This window comes from Bacillus sp. N1(2025) (genome assembly GCF_053470005.1).
The window spans coordinates 413,956-437,015 of record NZ_JBLTJB010000002.1 but is presented as its reverse complement, the minus strand read 5'-3'; the positions used below and the strand labels follow the sequence as shown (position 1 = coordinate 437,015).

26 protein-coding genes are annotated in these 23,060 nt (G+C 47.2%); 10 read left to right on the top strand and 16 right to left on the bottom strand.

Annotated features, from left to right (window positions below; translation table 11 throughout):
- Positions 1-237: 237 nt before the first annotated feature.
- Both ACNFN4_RS07100 and ACNFN4_RS07095 read left to right on the top strand, forming a co-directional pair.
- A complete protein-coding gene (locus ACNFN4_RS07100; protein ID WP_007407562.1) occupies positions 238-651 on the top strand; it encodes a MarR family winged helix-turn-helix transcriptional regulator in 414 nt (137 codons plus the stop codon).
- Positions 652-675: 24 nt separating this feature from the next.
- Positions 676-1,872 (top strand): MFS transporter, encoded by a 1,197-nt coding sequence (locus ACNFN4_RS07095; RefSeq protein ID WP_020956459.1) that lies wholly within the window; start codon positions 676-678, stop codon positions 1,870-1,872.
- A 34-nt stretch (positions 1,873-1,906) separates the two neighbouring features.
- On the opposite strand, the gene ACNFN4_RS07090 is transcribed toward ACNFN4_RS07095, so the two are convergent.
- From ACNFN4_RS07090 to ACNFN4_RS07080, 3 genes are all read right to left on the bottom strand, one after another.
- Positions 1,907-3,361 (bottom strand): NCS1 family nucleobase:cation symporter-1, encoded by a 1,455-nt coding sequence (locus ACNFN4_RS07090; protein ID WP_448200079.1) that lies wholly within the window; start codon positions 3,359-3,361, stop codon positions 1,907-1,909.
- 163 nt (positions 3,362-3,524) lie between these two features.
- Positions 3,525-4,889, bottom strand: a complete 1,365-nt coding sequence (locus tag ACNFN4_RS07085; RefSeq protein ID WP_020956461.1) for an MFS transporter — start codon at positions 4,887-4,889, stop codon at positions 3,525-3,527.
- Complete coding sequence (locus ACNFN4_RS07080; protein ID WP_012118644.1) at positions 4,886-5,452, bottom strand: isochorismatase family protein; 567 nt, start codon at positions 5,450-5,452, stop codon at positions 4,886-4,888. Before ACNFN4_RS07080 ends, ACNFN4_RS07085 begins: the two co-directional genes overlap by 4 nt.
- Before the next feature lie 252 nt (positions 5,453-5,704).
- Between ACNFN4_RS07080 and ACNFN4_RS07075 the strand changes: the two genes are divergently transcribed.
- Positions 5,705-6,916: an ammonium transporter gene (locus ACNFN4_RS07075; protein WP_448200078.1), complete on the top strand. Its 1,212-nt coding sequence runs from the start codon at positions 5,705-5,707 to the stop codon at positions 6,914-6,916.
- Between the two features lie 17 nt (positions 6,917-6,933).
- On the top strand, positions 6,934-7,284 hold the full coding sequence (locus tag ACNFN4_RS07070) for a P-II family nitrogen regulator (protein WP_014419080.1): 351 nt from the start codon (positions 6,934-6,936) through the stop codon (positions 7,282-7,284).
- A 54-nt stretch (positions 7,285-7,338) separates the two neighbouring features.
- Here the strand turns inward: ACNFN4_RS07070 and ftsW are convergent, their stop codons facing one another.
- Positions 7,339-8,493: a putative lipid II flippase FtsW gene (ftsW, locus tag ACNFN4_RS07065; protein WP_448200077.1), complete on the bottom strand. Its 1,155-nt coding sequence runs from the start codon at positions 8,491-8,493 to the stop codon at positions 7,339-7,341.
- A gap of 164 nt (positions 8,494-8,657) precedes the next feature.
- Between ftsW and ACNFN4_RS07060 the strand changes: the two genes are divergently transcribed.
- Positions 8,658-9,233, top strand: coding sequence for an undecaprenyl-diphosphatase (locus ACNFN4_RS07060; RefSeq protein WP_017418754.1), 576 nt, complete (start codon positions 8,658-8,660; stop codon positions 9,231-9,233).
- A gap of 16 nt (positions 9,234-9,249) precedes the next feature.
- Here ACNFN4_RS07060 and ACNFN4_RS07055 read toward each other — a convergent pair whose 3' ends face one another.
- Together ACNFN4_RS07055 and ACNFN4_RS07050 are read right to left on the bottom strand one after the other, a co-directional pair.
- Positions 9,250-9,672, bottom strand: a complete 423-nt coding sequence (locus ACNFN4_RS07055) for a VanZ family protein (RefSeq protein ID WP_014419083.1) — start codon at positions 9,670-9,672, stop codon at positions 9,250-9,252.
- Positions 9,673-9,763: 91 nt separating this feature from the next.
- Positions 9,764-10,633: a M23 family metallopeptidase gene (locus ACNFN4_RS07050; protein ID WP_014419084.1), complete on the bottom strand. Its 870-nt coding sequence runs from the start codon at positions 10,631-10,633 to the stop codon at positions 9,764-9,766.
- 138 nt (positions 10,634-10,771) lie between these two features.
- Here ACNFN4_RS07050 and ACNFN4_RS07045 point away from each other — a divergent pair, with 138 nt between their 5' ends.
- A complete protein-coding gene (locus tag ACNFN4_RS07045; RefSeq protein WP_087920810.1) occupies positions 10,772-11,263 on the top strand; it encodes a GNAT family N-acetyltransferase in 492 nt (163 codons plus the stop codon).
- On the top strand, positions 11,260-11,709 hold the full coding sequence (locus ACNFN4_RS07040) for a DUF5362 family protein (protein ID WP_448200076.1): 450 nt from the start codon (positions 11,260-11,262) through the stop codon (positions 11,707-11,709). The genes ACNFN4_RS07045 and ACNFN4_RS07040 overlap by 4 nt, the downstream gene beginning before the upstream one ends.
- 31 nt (positions 11,710-11,740) lie before the next feature.
- Here ACNFN4_RS07040 and ACNFN4_RS07035 read toward each other — a convergent pair whose 3' ends face one another.
- Positions 11,741-12,178 (bottom strand): DUF5392 family protein, encoded by a 438-nt coding sequence (locus ACNFN4_RS07035; protein WP_061861616.1) that lies wholly within the window; start codon positions 12,176-12,178, stop codon positions 11,741-11,743.
- A gap of 220 nt (positions 12,179-12,398) precedes the next feature.
- Here ACNFN4_RS07035 and cls point away from each other — a divergent pair, with 220 nt between their 5' ends.
- The 3 genes from cls to xynA all read left to right on the top strand — a co-directional run bounded on the left by cls (position 12,399) and on the right by xynA (position 15,454).
- Positions 12,399-13,847, top strand: a complete 1,449-nt coding sequence (cls, locus tag ACNFN4_RS07030) for a cardiolipin synthase (protein ID WP_007407575.1) — start codon at positions 12,399-12,401, stop codon at positions 13,845-13,847.
- A 135-nt stretch (positions 13,848-13,982) separates the two neighbouring features.
- Positions 13,983-14,369, top strand: a complete 387-nt coding sequence (locus tag ACNFN4_RS07025; RefSeq protein ID WP_064115301.1) for a DUF5362 family protein — start codon at positions 13,983-13,985, stop codon at positions 14,367-14,369.
- 443 nt (positions 14,370-14,812) lie between these two features.
- Positions 14,813-15,454, top strand: a complete 642-nt coding sequence (gene xynA, locus ACNFN4_RS07020; RefSeq protein ID WP_007407578.1) for an endo-1,4-beta-xylanase XynA — start codon at positions 14,813-14,815, stop codon at positions 15,452-15,454.
- 238 nt (positions 15,455-15,692) lie between these two features.
- On the opposite strand, the gene ACNFN4_RS07015 is transcribed toward xynA, so the two are convergent.
- The 9 genes from ACNFN4_RS07015 to fdhD all read right to left on the bottom strand — a co-directional run bounded on the left by ACNFN4_RS07015 (position 15,693) and on the right by fdhD (position 23,002).
- Complete coding sequence (locus tag ACNFN4_RS07015; RefSeq protein ID WP_014419089.1) at positions 15,693-16,097, bottom strand: Rrf2 family transcriptional regulator; 405 nt, start codon at positions 16,095-16,097, stop codon at positions 15,693-15,695.
- A 141-nt stretch (positions 16,098-16,238) separates the two neighbouring features.
- The gene (gene ureC / locus ACNFN4_RS07010) at positions 16,239-17,948 is read right to left on the bottom strand and encodes an urease subunit alpha (protein ID WP_448200075.1); all 1,710 of its coding nucleotides are present in this window, start codon (positions 17,946-17,948) and stop codon (positions 16,239-16,241) included.
- Positions 17,945-18,319, bottom strand: coding sequence for an urease subunit beta (gene ureB, locus ACNFN4_RS07005; RefSeq protein WP_448200074.1), 375 nt, complete (start codon positions 18,317-18,319; stop codon positions 17,945-17,947). Before ureB ends, ureC begins: the two co-directional genes overlap by 4 nt.
- Positions 18,316-18,633 (bottom strand): urease subunit gamma, encoded by a 318-nt coding sequence (ureA, locus tag ACNFN4_RS07000; protein ID WP_003151198.1) that lies wholly within the window; start codon positions 18,631-18,633, stop codon positions 18,316-18,318. Before ureA ends, ureB begins: the two co-directional genes overlap by 4 nt.
- A 352-nt stretch (positions 18,634-18,985) precedes the next feature.
- On the bottom strand, positions 18,986-19,174 hold the full coding sequence (locus tag ACNFN4_RS06995) for a CsbD family protein (protein WP_032863869.1): 189 nt from the start codon (positions 19,172-19,174) through the stop codon (positions 18,986-18,988).
- 74 nt (positions 19,175-19,248) lie between these two features.
- A complete protein-coding gene (locus ACNFN4_RS06990; protein WP_007407583.1) occupies positions 19,249-19,728 on the bottom strand; it encodes a hypothetical protein in 480 nt (159 codons plus the stop codon).
- Between the two features lie 121 nt (positions 19,729-19,849).
- Positions 19,850-20,980 (bottom strand): response regulator aspartate phosphatase, encoded by a 1,131-nt coding sequence (locus ACNFN4_RS06985; protein ID WP_007614349.1) that lies wholly within the window; start codon positions 20,978-20,980, stop codon positions 19,850-19,852.
- Between the two features lie 190 nt (positions 20,981-21,170).
- Positions 21,171-22,196: a GTP 3',8-cyclase MoaA gene (gene moaA, locus ACNFN4_RS06980; RefSeq protein WP_020956465.1), complete on the bottom strand. Its 1,026-nt coding sequence runs from the start codon at positions 22,194-22,196 to the stop codon at positions 21,171-21,173.
- Between the two features lie 17 nt (positions 22,197-22,213).
- The gene (fdhD, locus tag ACNFN4_RS06975; RefSeq protein ID WP_007407586.1) at positions 22,214-23,002 is read right to left on the bottom strand and encodes a formate dehydrogenase accessory sulfurtransferase FdhD; all 789 of its coding nucleotides are present in this window, start codon (positions 23,000-23,002) and stop codon (positions 22,214-22,216) included.
- Positions 23,003-23,060 lie beyond the last annotated feature (58 nt).

Genomic DNA, 23,060 nt, shown 5'->3' with positions numbered 1-23,060 from the left:
TTATATAAGAAGGTTTTAGAAATATGCCCACGATCCCTCACCTCAAACACTCTCTTTGATAGGTTTGTAACAGTGTATTAGCAATGAATTGGGAATATGCTAAAAACTCAATAAGGACAAGGGGCGGGTCATAATTTTCTGCTTTTTGATCGGGGGGTTTACATCCGCGCGATCCTGCTGTAGAATGAAACAGCACAATTAGTTACTTAGGTAAGTTTTTTGAAAAGGAGAACGGAAATGATCCACGTCAACAGACGCCTCATTCACCAAATCAATCAATGCGCCCGCCTGATTACGAAGAAAGCCAATGAACGGCTGGAACCATTCGGCCTGTACTCCTCTCAATGGTCAATCCTATATTGCTTAAAAACGATCGGACCGATGACCCAAAAAGAAATCTGGTCCTATCTGAACGTAGAGGCGCCGACCGTTACCAGAACAATCAAACGCCTTGAAGAAAACGGCTGGATTCAGCGGGAACAGGGAGAAGACAAGCGGGAAAAGCTCGTCGTCCTGACGAAGGAAGCTGAATTGAAATACGACAGCATCAATCAAGAGATGCTGAAGTTCGAGGAAGACATGCTTGCGGATTTCCAAGATGGAGATAAGGAAGCTTTTTCTGAGTTTCTGAATGTGTTTTTAACGAAATAGAAAAGAAAGGGAAGTGCTGTACTTTTGAGTAAATCTGACTCGATCTGGACCAAAGATTTTATTATGGTCGTACTCGTGAATTTATTTGTCTTTGTGTTCTTTTATACATTTTTGGCCGTGCTGCCTATCTATATGATTCAGGAGCTTGGCGGCAGTGAATCGCAAGGAGGGCTTTTGATCAGCCTGTTCCTGTTATCTGCTATTATCACCCGTCCTTTTTCAGGGGCGATTATTGAACGGTTCGGCAAGAAAAGAATGACGATTGTATCCTTGGCGCTGTTCGCCCTGTCTTCTTATCTGTATTTGCCGCTACACAATTTCTATCTGCTGCTCGGACTGCGTTTTTTCCAAGGCATCTGGTTCAGCATTTTAACGACGGTCACGGGCGCAATTGCCGCTGACATTATTCCTGCCAAGCGGCGCGGCGAGGGGCTCGGTTATTTTGCGATGTCTATGAACCTTGCCATGGCGATCGGTCCTTTTCTCGGACTGAGTCTTGTGAAAGTCATTTCGTTCCCGGTTTTCTTTACGGTTTTTGCCGTATTTGTTTCTTTAGGCTTGCTGATTGCTTTTATGATTCGTGTGCCGGATCAAAACAACAGCGGAACGACTGTCTTCCGTTTTTCTTTCTCCGACATGTTTGAAAAAGGCGCGCTTAAAATCGCGATTGTCGGGTTGTCCATTTCTTTCTGTTATTCAAGTGTGACTTCATATTTATCCGTTTATGCAAAGACGATCCACCTGTTGGATGTCAGCGGCTATTTCTTCGTCTGTTTCGCAGTGACGATGATGGCCGCCCGTCCTTTCACAGGAAAGCTGTTTGACAGAGTGGGGCCGGGAATCGTCATCTATCCGTCGATTATCGTGTTCTCCGCGGGGCTTTGCATGCTGGCGATGACAAACAGCGCCCTCATGCTTCTCTTGTCCGGTGCCGTAATCGGTCTCGGATACGGCTCTATCGTACCGTGTATGCAGACGCTGGCGATTCAGAACTCGCCCGGACACCGTTCAGGCTTTGCGACGGCTACCTTCTTCACTTTCTTTGACAGCGGGATTGCCGGCGGATCCTATGTATTCGGCCTCTTTGTCGCTTCGGCCGGATTCCATTCGATTTATCTGGCAGCGGGGCTGTTCGTCCTGATTGCTTTACTCCTGTATGGCTGGAGCCAGAAAAAAAGAACGCCGCTTGAAGCGGACGGAAACGTTTCAATCGCAGACTGATATGACAAAAAGCCGGGGGCAGCCCCGGCTTTTTTTATTCGGCCGCTCTTTCCCGCGCGATTCGTCTTGCCGCTTTTACATAAGGAGGATGAATATACATAAGCGCCGTATAACCGAGACATGACAAAATGACACCCGCAAACCAGGAGATATCATAGATGCCGGCGAACGCCGGGACGTACATCCCGATTAAAGAAATAAACGCGCCGAGAAAGGTCGCGGCAAAGGCCCGGTAATTATAGCCTTTGTAATAAGTGTACTGTCCGGTTTCCGAATAAAGGTCTTCAACTGAGAGCCGCCTTTTTCTGATGATAAAATAATCAGCCATCATCACCCCGGCCACCGGTCCGAGCATCCCGCCGATGAGCCCGAGAAACGCATAAACATTCGTGGCGCTCTCCATCAGCTTCCACGGTATTGTGAACAGAGCCAAAACGGCGGTCAAATACCCACCCCTCCTGAATGTAATATACTTCGGCAGGACATTCGCCAAGTCATAGGCCGGTGACACGATGTTTGCCGCCACGTTAACCGAGACGGCGGCGATGCAAAGTGTGATGACCGAAAGAGCGATAACAAAAGGATTATCAAACCGGGCCAAAATCTCCACCACATCCCAAATCGGTTCTCCGAATGCTACTTGTGATCCGGATGTCACCGTGATGCTTGCAAACGCAAACAGCGCAAACGTTCCCGGCAGGCCGTAAAACTGGCCGCGAATCTGCTCTTTTTGCGACGCGGCGAACCGGGTGAAGTCAGGGATATTCAGAATCAGCGTCGCCCATATTCCGATAATGCCCGTCACTCCGGCGGCAAACGGCCAAAACGTTTCAGAAAATGTATGGAACTTTCCCGGCTGTGAGTAAATCGGTCCGAGCCCGCCGGCAATATCTATCGCCCACCAGACCATGCCGCCGAAGACGAGATAAACAAGCGGGCCCGCCCACACTTCAAATTTTTTGATTGATTCCATGCCGTGCCGCAGCACAAGCAAATGAATGCCCCAAAAGAAAATGAACGACAGAAAGCCCGGCAGATGAAGCCCGAATATATTCCAATCTCCGCCGAGGCTCCCCCAGCCCGGCCATATGTTCAAAAGCAGAATGTGTAAAGCCGTGCTCCCGGCAAATGTTTGAATTCCGAGCCACATGATGGCTGTAAACGCCCTGAGAAGCGCCGGAATGTTAGCGCCGTATATTCCGTAAGAAGCCCTGATAATGACCGGAAAAGGCAGTCCGTATTTCGTTCCGGCATGGCCGTTCAAGGCCAAAGCGGCGAACAAAATGAGTGACGCCGTCACGATAATGGCGAGCACCTGCCACGGAGAAAGACCGATCGCAATGAGCCCGCCCACAGTCGCGTAGGTCGGGATATTATGAATACAACCCATCCAGATGGATGCAAAATTCACCGCTTTCCATGTCCGTTCGCCGTCTTCTAAAGGCAGTAAATCTTTGTTGCTTAGCCGATCACTCGTTGTTTTTTTCATTTTCTCCCTCCCGCATGTGCGTTTTCCTTACATCACATGTGAAAAAATATAACTGAAAATTCCGTAAATAACATTGGTCGCTGTCGACAATAATCGTTTTGATTTTTGAGCACATTACACAAAAAAAGAGACGGGGAGAGCCCGTCTCTTTTTGTTGCGCCTGTTAAGAGGCTTTTTTGAGGAGAACCGAAAACCGGAACGCCATCAAAAGGCTTACAGCGCCGACAACGATAAGAATCGTCCCAAGCATATGAAAATGGCCGGCGGTAATTTCTTTTCCGAAAAGAATGCCCAAAATGACAGAAGACAAAATCGAACCGAGATACCGGCAGGTCTGAAACAGGCCGGACGTTGTTCCGACCATGTCGGCGGGGCTCGTTGTCAGCATGGCCGCCTGAAACGTGACATTTCCGAAGCCGTAGCCGACACCCAGCACGGACAGGATCAGCCCTTTTCCTATCATGGGCGCCTGAAGAAAGAAAAACGTTAACAGCACCGCTCCGATCGCGGTCAGGCAGGTTCCGGCAACAATCGGCTGAAGAAGCCCTTTCTTATCTATCCATTTTCCGGTCAGAGGCGACACCAGAATACTCATGCCCGACATAAACAGCATAATCAACCCGCTTGTCTGAACGGACAAATGCATTTCATCCTGAAAATAGCTCGGAAGCCCGAAAAAGATGCAGTAAAAGAATATATTCAGCAAAATAAATTGAATATACACCGACGATAGTTTCCGATGCGTTTTAAACAGCCTGACATCAATAAACGGTTTCTCTGTTTTCAGCTCGCGCCAGATAAACAGCCCGACAAACAAAAGCCCAAATACGCCTTCTGTATAGTGAGGCTTCGTACTGAAGGACAATAAAAACGACAGGAGAAGGATAATCGCCCCGGCAAACAGGAGTATCCCGATCGTATCAAGCTGGCGGAGCACACCTTTCAAGCCGCCGATCTCGCGTTTTTCATCTTTCGGAAACATATACATTCCGAGAAAAAAGCTGAGAATGATAAACGGCAGATTGACGAAAAAGATTGCCGGCCACCCTCCCCAAACGATCAGAAAACCGCCGAGAGTCGGACCGAGCGCCGTCATGGCTGATGCAAAGATTGACAGGACGGCCAGCGCCGAAGCCTGCTTCTCCCGTATATTTGAACGGATCAATCCGACGCCGGACGGATATATCGCGCTGCTTCCGATCGATTGAAAAAGCCGCATGACCAGCAAAGTCATAAAAGTCGGCGCAAACGGCGCGCCGACCGCTGAGACGGCAACAAGCAGAAGCCCGATCAAAAACAGCTTCTTCCTGCCGAGCATATCACCGAGCTTCCCGGTAACAGGCTGCGCCACCGCGCTGGCCAGATAAAAGGACGATATCAGCCAGGACACCGTTGTAAACGACAGGTGAAATTCATGCTGAATACTGTGAAGCGCAAGAGAAATCATCGACGAGTTCAATGGGTTCAGCATCGTCCCCGAAGCCACGGCTGTCAAGAACAGGACGCGGCTTTTTTTGGAGATTGTCATTTTGTCTGTGCGATAAATTCTTCCGTCGTCCGGCTTCTGCCGATTTTCGGGAAGATAAACTTGAGTGTCGCTTCGTGCTGTTCATCGCTGAATGTCGCCATCGCGTCAGTTACGAAAACTTGCTGATACCCGAGCTGAAAAGCTTCCCGCGCCGTGCTTTCCACACCGATGTTTGTCGCAATCCCGCATAACACGATCGTGTCGATTCCCCGTCTTCTGAGCTGAAGATCCAGGTCCGTGCCGAAAAACGCGCCCCACTGCCGTTTTGTTACCGTATAATCGTTTTCTTTCACTCCGATGTCAGGCACAAATTCAGCCCAATCCGCCGGCGGAGCCGAATGGCCCGCCGCCTCTTCATCCGTCAGCGGCTTCAGCGCATCCGCTCCGTCATGAAAATCCACGTTCACAAAGCTGATAAATCCGCCTTTTTCCCGGAACACATCAATTAATTTTTTCGCGTTCGGCACAACGGTACCGCTTTTATCAATCGGCACAATGCCTTTTTGTAAATCAATAAGGACCAAAGCCGTTTTTTCAAATTGCAGATTTAATGATGTTGTCATAATGATTCCTCCTGATGCAGTTAGTGTTTCTCACCCCGTTTATTTTACTCTTTCCCGGACAGGATTTCTTCCGCCATGCTCCGGCGCTATTTTTATGGATATAAAGTCGCACGACACCCATTTGAAAAAGCAACATTATGAACGCAAAAAACCATGTTAGATAACCTTACACGAAAATGTTTTATCGTTCTTTTTTCTCTATAATAATGAATTAATCACAATTACATTCTGAATGAGACGGAGGAATACAACATGCAGATGGGCGATACAGTATTTATGTTCTTTTGCGCTTTACTCGTGTGGCTGATGACCCCCGGGCTGGCTTTGTTTTACGGCGGAATGGTAAAAAGCAAAAACGTGCTCAGCACGGCGATGCATAGTTTTTCTTCTCTCACCATCGTATCCGTCGTTTGGGTTTTGTACGGATATTCACTCGCTTTTGCCCCCGGCAATACATGGCTTGGCGGGATTGAATGGGCGGGGCTGAAGGGGGTCGGCTTTGAACCCGGAAGTTACAGTGATACGATCCCGCATTCCTTGTTCATGATGTTCCAAATGACGTTTGCCGTACTGACAACGGCCATTATTTCCGGAGCATTTGCTGAACGCATGAGATTCAGTGCTTTTCTTGTATTTTCCTTTTTGTGGGCTTCCCTCGTATATACCCCCGTTGCGCACTGGGTATGGGGCGGCGGCTGGATCGGCCAAATGGGCGCTCTTGACTTCGCAGGCGGAAACGTCGTCCACATTTCTTCCGGGGTCGCCGGGCTTGTGCTGGCGATTGTGCTCGGGAAACGCAAAGACGGCACGGCGGCTTCCCCTCACAACTTAATTTACACGTTCTTGGGCGGAGCGCTCATCTGGTTCGGATGGTTCGGCTTCAATGTCGGCAGCGCCCTGACGCTTGACAGTATCGCGATGTTTGCTTTCATTAACACAAACACCGCGGCTGCAGCCGGAATTATCGGCTGGATTTTAATCGAATGGATGCTGAACAAAAAACCGACCATGCTGGGTGCTGTATCAGGCGCTATTGCCGGGCTTGTCGCCATTACGCCGGCTGCCGGGTTCGTTACGCCGTTCTCTTCCATCGTAATCGGTTTCATCGGCGGACTTGTCTGCTTTTGGGGCGTTTATTGGCTCAAAAAGACTTTCGGTTATGATGATGCGCTTGACGCTTTCGGGCTGCATGGGATCGGCGGGACATGGGGCGGCATTGCGACCGGTTTATTCGCCACCACTTCCGTCAATGACGGCGGGGCAAACGGGCTGTTTTACGGCGATCCGGGACTGCTCTGGAAGCAGATTGCGGCCATTGCGGCGACCTATGTATTTGTATTTATTGTCACTTTCGTTATCATTAAAATTGTAGGTCTGTTCATTCCCCTGCGCGCCAGTGAAGAAGAAGAGTCACTCGGGCTTGATTTAACGATGCACGGGGAAAAAGCATATCAGGACTTATAAAGTGAGGAGTGGCTTAGATGAGCGGTCAAATGTTCAAGGTAGAAATCGTTACGCGTCCGGCTAAGTTTGAAACATTGAAACAGGAACTCGGTAAAATCGGAGTCACATCGCTGACCTTCTCCAACGTACACGGCTGCGGCCTTCAAAAAGCCCACACCGAACTGTACCGCGGAGTCAAAATTGAAAGCAATGTATATGAACGGCTGAAAGTGGAAATCGTTGTCAGCAAGGTCCCCGTTGATCAAGTGGTGGAAACGGCGAAAAAAGTGCTGAAAACGGGAGAGCCCGGCGACGGCAAAATATTCGTCTATGAAATCGGAAACACGATTAATATCCGCACCGGAGAAGAAGGACCAGAAGCTTTATAAACAGACAGACGCCCGGAAACAGAAATGTCCCGGGCGTTTTTTTTTCGGACTCCATTAAAAAGAAGAAACCTTTTTTTCATGCGAGACAGGCCGCTTATGCCGTACGGGTTGTTTTTTCGCATATGTACTGATATTGACCAGTATGCCGCACAAAAACAGCGTCATAATCAATGAAGAACCGCCGTAGCTGATAAACGGAAGCGGCACACCCGTAACCGGGAGAAGTCCGCTCATCGCTCCCAAATTCAATACAACCTGAAACATTAATTGAAACGTAATTCCGATGGCAAGAAGCTTCCCGAACGGGTCATCAGCCCGCACGGCCGTTTTTACGCCGAGAAGCATTAACGCAAAATATAATCCCAAAACGATCAGAACACCGAATATCCCCAGCTCTTCGCTGATCACGGCCATAATGAAATCGGTATGCGCCTCAGGCAGATAGTTCATTTTTTCAACACTGTTTCCAAGCCCTCTTCCGAAAAACCCGCCTCCGGAAATAGCAAAATAGGATTGAATCAGCTGATAACCGTCCCCGTTCGCATCACCAAACGGATTGGTAAAGGAAACGAGGCGCTTCACACGATAGGAAGCGGAAAATGCGAGATAAACAACCCCGGACACCGCCGTCGCGCCGAGCACGAACAGATGGCGCTTTTTCAAACCGGCACATAATAAAATCGACCCGCACGCCGCCAGGATTAAGGAAGCCGTCCCTAAATCAGGCTCCGCCAATGTCAGCAGAAAAGCGGTCCCCAAAATCACTAAAGGCGGCAGAACCCCTTTCACAAATTGATGAATGTACGGCTGCTTTTTCGTATAAATCGAAGCGAAATACAAAATCATGGCGATCTTCGCCAATTCAGACGGCTGTACAACAAGCGGGCCCGCTCCCAGCCACCTGCGGGAAAAATTCCGCTCCAGCCCGATTCCCGGTATCAATACGAGCAGCAGCAATACCAGCGAACCGACCACAAACAGCGGTACAAGCCGCGCATACCGCTTATACGGCAGACAGGCGGCAAATAGAAATAAGCATAATCCGATCAGTAAAGAGGTGCTTTGTTTATGGAAGAAATAGGATGGATCTCCGTACCGCTGAGACCCCATCACATCACTGGCGCTGTACACCATTAACAAGCCGAATCCGCAAAGCAGCATAATGACAAACACAAGCGGCAGATCGGCGTTTTTCAAACGTTTCAGCAACGGACAAAACTCCTTCGGCTATTCTTTTCCCGCATACTTGACGCACAGTAATACAGTCACGTTTCATTCTGTTTACTTTTTTATGATTATTTTTAATACCAATTGTGTCTCATAGAAAAAAGCATTACACTGTTCATATAAAATAAAGATAAAAGGTGATATTTGTGAATTACGAACTGTTTAAAGCGATCAATGGTTTGTCGCACCATAGCGCCATTCTCGACTCTATCATGGTATTTATAACGGAATACGCCATTTACGCCTACGCCCTTTTCCTGCTTGCCATGTGGCTGTTCGGAAGCACAAAAGGCAGACAAAACGCCCTGTACGCGGGCTTCACGGGTGTTGCGGCGCTTATCGTCAACTACCTCATCACGAAGATCTATATCGAGCCGCGCCCCTTTGTCGAGCATACGGTTCATACACTGATCCCTCATGCCGCGGATGCTTCATTTCCGAGTGACCATACGACAGGCGCTTTGGCGATTTCAATTGCGATTCTGTTCCGCAACAAAAAACTCGGCTGGCCGCTTGTGATTTTCGGCCTTTTGACCGGCTTCTCAAGAATTTGGGTCGGCCACCACTATCCGATCGATGTGCTCGGAAGCATTATCGTTTCCCTCATTGTCGGATTCCTGCTGTTCAGATTTTCAAATGTGCTTCGTCCGATTGTCGATCTGATCGTGCGAATCTATGAAAGTATCGTTCATAAAAACAAATCGACAAACCATAATATATAAAAAAAGCCGGCGTCTGTCACAGACTGCCGGTTTTTGTATGTTTGGCTGTATGCTTTTTCCTTTGTAAAGCACAGAATGCGGCAATGCCGAGACTGTCAATCAGCACATCGCGGAGGCATCCGTTTCTGCCGAAAAAGAGCTGGACGATTTCTGTCAGGAAAGCGGCGGCCAATGCATACAGCACCGCCCTCTTCATGCGCCTGCTCTCTCTGAAAAACAAATAGGCGAGCACAAAAAATGAAAACGCGTGCCCGAGCTTTTGAATCGCCGCTTCCGGTATTGCGAGCTCCGCCATATCGAACACAAAGAAACCGGACACATCCGGATGGGGCGTGAAACGGAAGGACACCGTCTGCGACACAACCATATCGTGAAAGCTTTCAGTCAAAGCAGAAACGAAAACAAAGACGAGCCACCCGGCCGCCAGACATTTATTCATTCAGCATCTCCTTCGTTTTCTACTAGTATAAAGGCACATGCGGCAATATGAAAAGCGCCTATCAGAGCTGATAGGCGCTTTGGGATCAAGATTACTTGCCCGAATCTTTCATTGAGCCGTCATCTTTACCATCTGTCTTGTCTTTTGTGCCGTCCTCTTTGTCACCCGGTTTTTCTTCGGTTTCTTTTTTAGGCGTCACATCTTTTTTCTCGGAAGACTGCTGAATTGACCCTTCCGTTTCTTCTGTCAAAGCGTTTTTCTCTTCAGCCGCCGCTTTTTCAATAGATGTTACCGGCTTGTCCATAAAATTGAGCGGGTTCATCGCTACGCCGTCCTTGCGGATTTCAAAGTGCACGTGATTTCCGCTTTCTTCACTGTAAAGGTTTTTTCCGGATTTACCGATGACCTGGTTCTGCTTTACTTTGTCGCCCTGATCCACGCTGACTTCAGATAAAGACTGATAGACAGTAGACAGGCCGTCTGAGTGTTCAATTTCAACCACATACCCCAGTACCGGGTCTTTAGCAGCTTTAACAACCGTACCGCTCAGAGAAGCAGAAACATCAAATGATTTTCCGTCTTTCTCAGCTAAGTCAATTCCTTTACTGAGGCTGTACGTGTTATTATAGTTAACAAGTGCTGCTTCTTTCTCTTTTTTTGCGGCATCAGTTTCATAAAACTTTTTCACAACAGAAACATTTTCAGAATGAGCAGCCGGCATTGCGACGTTTTCCATTGACTTGCCTACTTCGACGGCATCGTCTTTGCCGCTGTCATACGCGGAGTTTCCGCCGTTGTTCGTCAGATTGTCCTTCACATCATTCGAAACGGATTGATACCAAAGGACAGCTGTTAAAATGACGGCCGCACTGACTAAGTAGATTGCAGGGAATATCCAGCGTTTGCGAAAAAACCGCTGAAGTTTTTTGACTTGAGAAGTTTTCTTTTCTTCCTCTCTCATTTGTTCATCACCTCAGCAACATTCTGAACACTTTTCTGAAAATATATACACATCCATAAAAAACTTTTTTGGAAATAGTATGTGCAGATTGCACTTATTTATGTAATGAAATGTGAAGGGAGATCCCGGAATATGAATTTGACCCTGCGCAAAGCCGTATTGGAGGATTTAGATGCGGTGGTGGCCATTTACAACTCGACGATTGCCTCACGAATGGTAACGGCTGATACGGAAGAAGTAACGCCCGCAGACCGGATGGATTGGTTTCTGCGGCACACGGACCGGCGCCCGCTGATGGTCGCGGAAGATGAAACCGGCAAAGTGGCGGCCTGGATCAGCTTTGAAACGTTTTACGGCCGTCCGGCCTATGACAAAACGGCGGAGATCAGCATCTATCTGCATCAGGATTGCCGCGGCAAAGGAGCAGGAAGCTTTCTGCTGAAAGAAGCCCTGGCACTCGCTCCGGCAATCGGCATCCGCAGCCTGATGGCTTTTATCTTCGGACATAATGTGCCGAGCATTAAGCTGTTTGAAAAATTCGGTTTTACCGAATGGGGCGTATTCCCGGGTATCGCCGAAATGGACGGAAAACGATATGACTTGAACATTTTAGGGAGAGAACTGTCATGATCACCATCGATAAAGACAAAGACGAAAACCAGCCGCTCAATAAAAAAGCCCGTTCCCTTGCCGACATCGCCAAATGGGGAAAGATCACCGCCGTGTTTCTGATCATCACGGGCTCTCTTTCCGCTCTGTCAGCCATTGTGACGCTGCTTGGAGCCATTCCGGGGGTCCTGCTCATCATTTCCGGCGTCATGCTGATGCGCTCGGCAAAAGCGGCGGCCGCCCTTCAGGAAGGACTAGAAGAAAACGCGGAAGAAAATATGCTTGCACATTACACGTCATTTATCAAAATGCAGTTTTTTTACGCGGCTTCCAGTGTGGTATTGGGCATTCTCGCTTTTATTTTAGTCGTCATTTTCGCTGTCATCGGAATTATCGCTTATCACAGCACTGATACGTATGACACGCCTGATTCATATTACTATGAGAACGACCCTGTGTTTGAATGACAAAAAGAGCTGATCGCGCGTCAGCTCTTTTTTAATAAAGCATTTCTTTTTTCCGGTCTTCTTCCGTTAAAAATTCAATAAAGCTCTTCATCGCAGACGGCTCCTCGGCAATCAGCCGGGTATAGGCGTTTTTCCGTTCCTCGGACAGAATATCGCTTTTTCTGATTCTGTTCAGCATATAAAGGCGGATCGTTTTTTGCACCTGTTTCCGCTGATAGCCGGCTTCCTTAAACAACGCAAGACCCAAGGCCGCAAGGAGGGCAAAAATGCCGGCCGACACGAGAGCTCCTCTCCCGGAAGGGGCCTGAATCAAAAGCGATGCCAGATGAAACAGACTAAAAGCGGCGAGCGGGAAAGCAAGAAAACGGTAAATGATGCTTTTTTTCATCAGCGGCGCAATGGCGATTTGTATTTTCTGAATTTCTTTTTTTATGAATCCCGGCAATTGTTCCGCATGCTCCAGCTTCATGCCCTCTCCCCTTTGCTGTCATTTTTGTCTTCTTTTTCATATATGCATATTTTACCGCACCCGGAACTTTCTTTGAAAGAAAACTGCATTCATCTTTGATTCCGGCTCTTTATTCTTTCAAAATGTCAATGTTATAATTTGAAATGGGAATCAGATTGCTGCACTTGTCGGAATACTAATGGGCACAGTCTTGATAAATATGATATAGCGGGGTTGCAAAGTGAGCATTTCATTTATTTTATTCGGATTTTTTTTCGTTTTAAATATACTTTTGGCCGTCATCATGATTTTCAAAGAAAGACGCGATGCCAGCGCTTCATGGGCTTGGCTTTTGGTTCTTTTTTTTATTCCCATTTTAGGGTTTATTTTATACCTGTTATTCGGCCATAACCTGAGACGCAAGCATCTGTTTCAATGGGAGGACCGTAAAAAAATCGGGATTGAAAAGCTGCTGAAGTCTCAGCTGAAAGATCTGAAGTCGAGGCAATTCCAATTTAACAACAGAGCGACTGTGGATAATAAAGACCTCATCTATATGCTTGTCATGAACAACCACGCAGTCTTTACAGAGGATAATTCGGTGGAGATTTTGACGGACGGGCGCGATAAGTTCAAACGCTTAATGAAGGACATTTCCAACGCAAAAGATCACATTCACCTTCAATACTATATTTATAAAGGTGATGAACTGGGAAAAAAATTGCGCGATGCCTTAGTGAAAAAAGCACGCGAAGGCGTAAAAGTCAGAGTGTTATATGATGAACTCGGTTCAAGATCACTCAGAAAAAAATTCTTCAAACCGCTGCGGGACGCCGGCGGCCATGTGGAAGTCTTTTTTCCTTCCAGGCTTCGTCCGATTAATTTGCGGCTCAATTATCGGAATCACCGCAAGCTCGTCATCATTGACGGCGAAACCGGCTATGTCGGCGGCTTTAACGTCGGAGATGAGTATCTCGGCCTGAATCCGAAATTCGGCTACTGGCGCGATACGCACCTCAGGCTTCAAGGCACGGCGGTACACGCCATTCAGACACGGTTTATCCTCGATTGGAACCAAGCCTCCCATCATCATACGCTCACATACGTTCCGAATCATTTTCCGGAATGCGAGCCGAAGGGCAATGTCGGGATGCAGATTGTCACGAGCGGACCGGACTCAGAATGGGAACAAATTAAAAACGGCTATATCAAGATGATCTCAACGGCCAAACGGTCGATCCTGATTCAGACGCCTTACTTTATTCCTGACTCAAGTCTTTTAGATGCCCTCAGGATCGCCTGTCTGTCAGGCATCGACGTCAAAATCATGATTCCGAACAAGCCGGATCACGCTTTCGTTTACTGGGCGACTTTATCTTACATCGGCGATCTTTTAAAAGCCGGAGCCTCAGTCTACATTTACGATAACGGCTTTATTCATGCAAAAACGATTGTCGTCGATGATGAGACGGCTTCCGTCGGTACGGCGAATATCGACGTCAGAAGCTTCAGACTTAATTTTGAAGTCAACGCCTTTATTTATGACGTCACCATCGCGAAAAAACTCATTTCCTCATTTAAAGAAGATCTGCTCGTCTCCAGAAAATATACGTATGAAGAATATCAGGAGCGTTCGCTGCGGATCCGCATTAAAGAATCGATTTCAAGACTTCTGTCGCCGATTTTGTAATTCCCGGGGTGTTTCTCGGGAATTTTCTGATATAAAAACGGACACGGCACGAAAAAACACATTTTATATTCAAAAGAATGACCGAATAGTGTATAAATGAAAAGTGAGTATTTTTTTGTAAAGGAGTGCCATAGTTTGAAACCTGAATCAGTGAATCGTTCGCTTATTTCTATTTCGAAATGGGGAAAAGCGACAGGTATTTTATTTATTATCGTGGGTGCGTTTGCGGCGCTGTCGGGCGCGTTTTTCTTTTTAATCGGAGCCATTCCCGGCGTTTTGCAGATCATTGCCGGCATTTTTCTGATGCGCTCGGCAAATGAAGCGGGACAGATGGCGGAGCAGTTCAATGAACTGACAGAGGAACATATGCTGGAGAATTATGCAAAGTTCGTGAAAATGCAGGGGATCTATCTGATTGTGACGATCGGCTTGTCCGTTCTCGGTATTGTTCTCTTCATTGTCCTCATGACGCTCGGCATCGTGGACGGCGTGTTTAATAATATTGATGCCAATACATATTAAAAAGGAAAATCCCGGCGCATCCGCCCGGGATTTTTTCTTATTCCGCTTCTTCGGTAACGGGAAAGTTTTTCTGCTTTGGATTTTCCAATAACGCTGTCTGCAGATATTTTTTCGGACATTCCGGCTTCAGCTCAAAAAAGTTTTTTCAAATAAAACTTTTCCTCAGAGTTTCAACTGAAATCACTCAATTGTTCGACTGTTCCTGATCAGGTTTAGAAGCAAGAATTGTGATTCTGCAAAATAAGGATAAAAGCCATGGCGGAACAAGACCACTTATAATACATTTTTTGGGTCTTTGTAATTAAATTACAATTGTTCTTAATATTCACTCATGTATTCATGCTATTATATTGAAAGGAACGATCAAAAGCGTTGGCGTTCGTTAAATATTTACGAGTGCTGCCTCATGTCAAAGTCAGAAAAAATAGTATAGGAGGTAACATATGTTTAAGTTTAAAAAGAAATTCTTAGTTGGATTAACGGCAGCTTTCATGAGTATCAGCATGTTTTCGGCAACCGCCTCTGCAGCCGGCACAGATTACTGGCAAAATTGGACTGATGGGGGCGGAACAGTCAACGCAGTCAATGGATCTGGCGGGAATTACAGTGTTAATTGGTCTAATACCGGAAATTTCGTTGTTGGTAAAGGCTGGACTACAGGCTCGCCATTTAGAACAATAAACTATAATGCCGGAGTCTGGGCGCCGAATGGCAATGGATATTTGACTTTATATGGCTGGACGAGAGCACCTCTCATCGAATATTATGTGGTGGATTCATGGGGTACTTACAGACCTACCGGAACGTATAAAGGTACTGTAAAGAGTGATGGAGGTACATATGACATATATACAACGACACGTTATAACGCACCTTCCATTGATGGCGATAACACTACGTTTACGCAGTACTGGAGTGTTCGCCAGTCGAAGAGACCAACCGGAAGCAACGCTGCAATCACTTTCAGCAATCATGTTAACGCATGGAAGAGCCATGGAATGAATCTGGGCAGTAATTGGGCTTACCAAGTCTTAGCGACAGAAGGATATAAAAGCAGCGGAAGTTCTAATGTAACAGTGTGGTAACAGCTCATCTTTAATTAGGGGCAGCTAACGGGCTGCTGATCGTTCCTTGAGACATTTTATAATGATTATTAAGAGGCGAACGGTTTTGGCATTTCTGGAGGCAGGATATCATTTTTTGTTTAACTTGCTCACAGCTGACACCTTCACATAAGCCTTAAGCAAAATAAAAATATCCCGGTAACCGCCTCCCCCTTGTAACCATTTTTGTTACACCGATAGCGGGATGAACCATCTCTTTTTAACAAAAGAGATGATTCATTACATCATAAAGGGACTTGCTCGCAAGTTCATTCTCCATTGCCCGCTGTACGCTTCCGAACGTCTCATCAAGCGCGCGCTGCATATTTTTGCCGACCGGACAGTCGGGGTTCGGATTGTCGTGAACCGCAAAAAGCTCTTCCTTATTCTGCACAGCCCTGTAAACCTCTAAGAGGGTGATCTCCGACGGATCTTTTTTCAGGCTGGCTCCCGGAACACCCGCCCGGGATGTCAGAATACCCGCTTTTTTCAGCTGGCTGATCGTTCTCCGCACCACGACGGGATTGGTGTTTACGCTGCCCGCAATCATGTCCGATGACGCCCGTTCATCCGTTGAGATCAGCGATAGAATGTGAATGGCCACAGCAAGACGGCTGTTAATCATGTTTTTCACCACCGTTGTAACCACAATGGTTACATTTCATTTGTTTGTCAACTACTAATATACACTAAAACGGGCGGCAGGATGAAATCAAGTTGGCAATAGAGGTGTAAACAGGCCGGCGGGAAACCGGCCGGAGAGGGATTAAAATAAAAAATAACGCTGTCCGAGCGGAACATAGCTGACAGGCTGGCATGCCAGCTCTTCTCCGTCGGCGAACACCTGATAGGTTTTCGGATCGACTTGTATATTCGGCATCGCGTCATTCAGCTTCATGTCGAGCTTACTCAGCTTACGGATACTCCGTACGGGAGAAATCATTTTTTCAAGGCCGAGCTTTTCCGGCACACCGTTTGCGATACCGGCCTGGGACATAAATGTAATAGAGGTATTTCGGTTTGCTTTACCGTATGATGCGTACATCTGCCGCATAAACACGGGCTCAGGCGTCGGAATGGAAGCATTCGGATCTCCCATTTGGGCGCGGGCGATCATGCCGCCTTTGAGCACAAGTTCAGGTTTGACGCCGAAGAAAACCGGGTCCCATAGTACGAGGTCGGCGAGCTTTCCTTTTTCAACGGAACCGACTTCATGGCTCAGGCCGTGAGTGACGGCCGGGTTGATCGTGTATTTGGCGATATAGCGTTTGGCGCGCACATTGTCATTGCCGTTTTCTCCTGATAGAGCGCCGCGCTGCTTTTTCATTTTATCGGCCACCTGCCATGTCCGGATAATCACTTCTCCCACCCTGCCCATCGCCTGCGAGTCAGATGACGTCATGCTGATCGCGCCGATATCGTGCAGAATATCCTCCGCCGCAATGGTGGCCGCTCTGATGCGTGAATGACTGAACGCCACGTCTTCAGGCACTTTTGAATCTAAATGATGGCAGACCATCATCATATCAAGATGCTCGTCCATCGTGTTGACGGTATACGGAATCGTCGGCGTCGTAGAGGACGGCAGGATATTGGCGTAAGATGCGAGTTTCATAATATCCGGTGCGTGGCCTCCGCCGGCTCCCTCTATGTGATATGTATGGATAACCCGGTCGCCGATCGCATCAAGCGTATTTTCTAAAAAGCCCGCTTCATTTATCGTATCTGTGTGGATCGCCACCTGAATGTCCGCCTCATCCGCCGCTTCCATGCAAGCTTTAATTACGCTTGGCGTTGATCCCCAATCTTCATGCAGCTTCAGTCCGATCGCGCCTGCTTCCACCTGCTCGATCAGCGGCGCTTTATCGGATGCATTCCCTTTTCCTAAGAAACCGACGTTGATCGGAAACTCCTCGGCCGCTTCCAGCATTCTCGACATGTACCATGCACCGGATGTACAAGTCGTCGCTTTACTTCCCGTCGCAGGACCCGTTCCGCCGCCGAGAAGCGTGGTCACGCCTGAAGAAAGCGCGACTTCCATCTGCTGCGGGCAGATAAAGTGGATATGTGTATCCACCCCGCCGGCCGTTACGATTTTCCCTTCGCCGGAAATGACTTCTGTTCCGGCACCGATAATCATGTGCGGGTCCACCCCATCCATAATATCAGGGTTGCCGCTTTTCCCGACGCCGACAATCCGGCCGTCCTTCACCCCGATATCCGCCTTGACGATCCCGGTATAATCCAGGATGACGGCGTTTGTAATAACCAGATCAAGCGCTCCGTCTTTCCCGGTGATACGCCCGTTCTGCCCCATGCCGTCCCGGATTGTTTTCCCTCCGCCGAAAATCATTTCTTCACCGTAATTCGTGAAATCTTTTTCGACTTCAATCCATAAATCCGTATCTCCGAGTCTGACTTTGTCTCCCGTTGTCGGTCCGAACAGTTCTGCGTATTGCTCACGTGACATTTTCATCGGATCGCCTCCTCCATCCATCCGGCTTTTTTAAGATTTGACAGAGTCTTCTCTTTTCCCCGCTCATCCATATACGTATCGGCCATGCCGTTGAGACCTCTGACCGTTTTTCGCCCTCCGATTTCCACGAGCGTGACGGTTTTCTCTTCTCCCGGTTCAAAACGGACAGATGTGCCTGACGGGATATCAAGACGCATGCCGATTGCTTTGTCCCGATTGAAGGAAAGAGCGCCGTTGGCTTCGGCAAAATGAAAATGCGATCCTACCTGCACTGACCGTGTTCCGTTATTGGTGACTGACACCTCCAGCGTCTTCCGGCCTTCGTTAATGGTGATGTTCCCCTTTGCGACTTGAATCCCTCCCGGCTTCATGACTTCACCTCCGCTTTGATCGGCTGATGAACGGTGACAAGCTTAACCCCGTCCGGGAACGTCGCTTCCACCTGAATGCTGTCCAGCATTTCCGCAACGCCTTCCATAACGTCTTTTTCCGTCAATACATTGCGGCCGGATTCCATCAGCTCAGCAACGCTCTTTCCGTCTCTCGCGCCTTCCATCAGATAACAGGTCAAATATGCAGCGGCTTCGGGATAATTCAGCAGAACGCCGCGCGCCTTCCGCTGCTTAGCGAGCTCTCCCGCCGTAAAAATAAGCAATTTTTCTTGTTCAACCGGTGTCAGTTTCATCTGTATTCCCCCTCAGTGATAGTCAAACACAATCCGTATGGTCATACGAAACGATGCAGGCGGCCGTCACCCCCTTCACCTCATGAAATGTTAAGTAATAAAAGTTATTCGACGGTGAACGGCCCGATTCCTTTTGCAGAAATTACCGATTTCTCATTTTTTTCTTCAACAAACGTTTAATCAAATGTGAAGAAAGGTTACATTCTATGTGAATATTATAAAGAAATCACCGGTGAATTTATAGAATATTTAAAAATTTAGTGAATATTAACCAAATGAACTGGAATTTTTGTCATTTCTCATAACAAAAAGCCCAAAATATTTTGGGCTTTTGCTGTGTTTCACTATCAAATTAATCATCACTGAGTTTATCTTTCGTTTTACCGACACCCTTTTGCAGGCTGCCTTTCGCTTTGTCTTTTTTACCTTCCGCTTTTAAGTCGGACTTGTCTGCCATGTCGCCTGCTTTGTCCTTTGCTTCCCCTTTCACTTTGTTCATGCCGCCTTTTACTTTGTCTTTTAAACCGTTATCTTGACTCATGATCTCTTCAGCTCCTTTTTTGTTATGTGTACTTGTTTTCTTCCCTTTCAGCCTGAACACAAACATTTCAACTCTCAATTATTGATTTCACAGCGTTCCCCGTAGCGGAGCACTTTGTAAACAGCCAATCCGTCTGACAGCTTATTATCCCCGTATTGCACCGGCAGAAGGGCAAAGAAAACATAATAAGTTGAAAAATAGACAAATTGGTAAAAAAATAAGTTTGGCTCGAGGACATCTTTTATGATCAGCAGATTTATTAAAAAGATAGAAGCGAGATTAAACAGACAGCCTCCGGAATAGACGAGCGCGCTCGTCAGGCGGTTATCTATCCGCAATTCGCCGAACTTGCAGAAAGAATCTATGAAGTAGATACGCCGAACCTGAATCGGCCCTACTTTTAAAAGACGTTTCCCCATTCCGATATCCAATGATGCCTTGCCTCCGAACAGCATGGCCATAAAGCTGTGTCCCGACACATGGATGACAGACACCATCGGCAGAATGATGAGAAATGATACGAAAAACTTTATCATATCATTGAATCCGAACAACAAATCCCTCCTTCCCCTTGTACTTTTTTCTCTCTTTTGCGATTTTTCCGTTTTTTTCTATGGTCAAACGTTATGATGTGCATAAAAAAATAACCATCTGCTGATCAGATGGTTAAGAAAATTATATATCGTATAAACACTGTTCTTTTTGAATGTTTTCTCTCATGCGAATCGCTTTTTCATAAAAATACGCCGCTTCTTTATATTGCCCATGTCCGCTTGTGTAAACGGCGGCCTCCAAGGCGAAATCTTCAATATACACATACAGCGATTTTTCATTCATATAGTCAAACACTTCATGGATTAAATCCATATTGAGTGACTCCAAATAAAGCGCTTGTAAAAACTTATACTTCTCTAAACTGAATCGGTCGCCCCGTTCTTTCGCGATCATGACCCCTCTTTCATAATAGGTAAGGGCCGCTTGGTCATCATGCAGCCTGAAAAGGGTGTGCGTTAAGCTGAACAGCGCCTTCGGAAGCTGTTCAAGCTGATGCTCTTCAAAAACGGGAACCGCTTTTCTAAAGTACCGGGCCGCTTCATCCAGATCGCGCTTTTCAGAATAACAATTCCCCAGATTGTAAAGCGAAGACCCGATCAGGCGGGGCTGTCCTTCAAGCAAAGAAAGGCGGAGGGCTTCGTCTAAATGCTCAAGCGCTTTGTCGTAGTTTTTGCAGTCGATGTAGTTTCCTGAGATGACGAAATGGCATTGAATTCTCCGCACTCTGTAGAAATCGTGTTTCATATACGTATCCAGCGCCTGAATCCCGTGATTCATGGAAAAATGAGTCTGCTTCATGACATAAAACACTTCAGACATCTTGAAATGGAATTCCGCCCTCTCTATATCATCCTCGACAAATGAAAGGAGTTTTTCCGCTTTCCGGTAAAAAGAAATAGCCGCAACATAGTTATTGTGATCGAATTCATACATCCCTCTGAACAAATGGAAATAATACTCAGACAGTCCCGATATGCTGTCCGTGCTTTCGATCGTCTTTTGCAGCTCGCTGTACTGAATCTGTGATTGTTCGGTGCATTCCGGCTTGACGTAATCAAGCATAATATGATGGCGGTAGCTGATCAGCTGATAATATAACAGCAGCAGCTGGTCTTCCTCCATACGTTGTATATCCTCATCAATTTCCTCTTTCAGCTTTATGGCATCAGCCGCTTGAAACGCTAAAATGTGCTTGTACCATTTGTTGATCTTGACTCCAACTTGAGATGACGGAATCTCGTATGCGGTCATGCCCCTTTCACAACCTTTTCTAATTTCTATTGGTTATATTTTAACATATTGTATGGCTTTGGAATTGCATAACTTGATTGTCCTGCATCAAAATTCCTATCATATATTTCGGCTGTCATCGGTATTTTTTGAACAGACCGCTCTCATATTGTGAATAAAAAAGCCTGCCCTTGTCCGGGCAGGCTTTTCTTCATCCGCCTATATAAGACATTTCCACTTTCTTTTTCCCATCCGTTTTAGAAAGCGCGCGGTCAATTGAATACTGATCCGTGCGATTTCTCCAGACAGAAGCGATGGATTCCGTCAATTCATCATCGTTCAGACCGCCGCGCACGAGTTTCCGAACATCATAGCCGCTTGACGCAAACAGGCACGTAAACAGCTCTCCTCTCGCCGACAGGCGCGCTCTGTTGCAGGAGGCGCAGAATGCATCCGAGACGGAGGAAATCACGCCGATTTCGCCGGAACCGTCAAGATAGCGGAACCTGGAAGCGACCTCTCCTTTATAATTCGCTTCTATCGGCTCCGTCGGCATGTGCTGGTTGATCAGATCAATAATCTCCGCCTTCGTGATCACGTCTTTTTTATTCCATTGATTCGTATTGCCTACATCCATAAATTCAATAAACCGGAGAATATGACCCTTTTCTTTAAAATAGCGGGCCATCGGCAGGATATCTTTTTCATTGACGCCCTTTTGAACAACCATGTTGATTTTCACACCGAGTCCGGCCGCTTTTGCCGCCTCAATGCCCTCAAGCACCTTGTTCACCGAAACCCCGCGGCCGTTAATGGCCTTAAACCGCTCATCCTCTAAAGAATCGAGGCTGACTGTCACGCGATGCAGCCCCGCCTGCTTCAGTTTTTCCGCATACACGGGAAGCAGAGAGCCGTTTGTCGTCATCGCGATATCTTTAAGTCCGGGGATGCGCGCAAGTTTTTTGATCAATTCAGGCATATCTTTTCTCATGAGCGGCTCTCCGCCCGTCAGCCTGATTTTTTCAACGCCGAAGCGGCCGACAAACAGCTTCGCAAGCCGCTCAAGCTCCTCGAAGGAGAGCAATTCCGTCTTTTGTAAAAATGGATAATCCGGTCCGAATAATTCGGCTGGCATACAGTACGTGCATCTGAAATTGCAGCGGTCGGTTACAGAGATACGAAGATCCCTGAGCGGCCTTTCCCTTTTGTCTGTCACCCGGCGCGTTTCTGTATTCATAAGCCCAAGACCCCTTTCTATTGTTCAACCCGTTCAGGATGTGTGTATACGTTAAATGATCCGTTTCTGACAAAACCTATCGCGGTTATGTTCAGCTCTTCCGCCATTTGCAGCGCGAGCTCCGTCGGCGCCGATTTTGAAATGACAATCGACACGCCGATTTTTGCGGCTTTTAATAAAACCTCCGAGGAAATCCGGCCGCTGAAGACGATCAGCTTGTCACGGACCGGCATTCCGTTTTTCAAACAGCAGCCGTACAGCTTATCCAGCGCGTTGTGGCGCCCGATATCCGTCCTCATAAAGAGCAGCTTTTCCGTATCGCACAGCGCCGCATTATGGACGCCGCCCGTTTCCTGGAAGGTGCCGCTTCCTCTTTGCATCTCCTTCATCAGGCGAAGGCACGTCTCAGGAGTTATAGTGATACGGCTGACGGCGGTTTTGGCCGTTTTCACATCCTGCTGAAAGTAAAAATGGCGGCCTTTCCCGCAGCATGAACCGATGACCCTCTTCGTATAGTCTTTTTGCTCAAGCACTCCGGGATTCGTCAGTTCAACATATGCAAACCCGAGACTTTCATCTATAGTAAAGCTTTTGATTTCTTTTTCAAAACGAATGACGCCTTCTGATGCGAGAAATCCGATGACGAGTTCCTCTAAATGGTCAGGCGTGCAGACGAGCGTAACAAATTCCTGCCCGTTCACCATGACGGTCAGCGGATACTCTGAAACCATCCGATCTGCCGTCTTTGTTAATACCCCTTTTTCATAGCGGTATATGTCTCTTACCGCTGTTGTTTTTTCATCCACTGTTTTCCCCTCCGCAGTATCCTTCTCTTTTATTCTTCCACAATCCCTGTATTTTGTC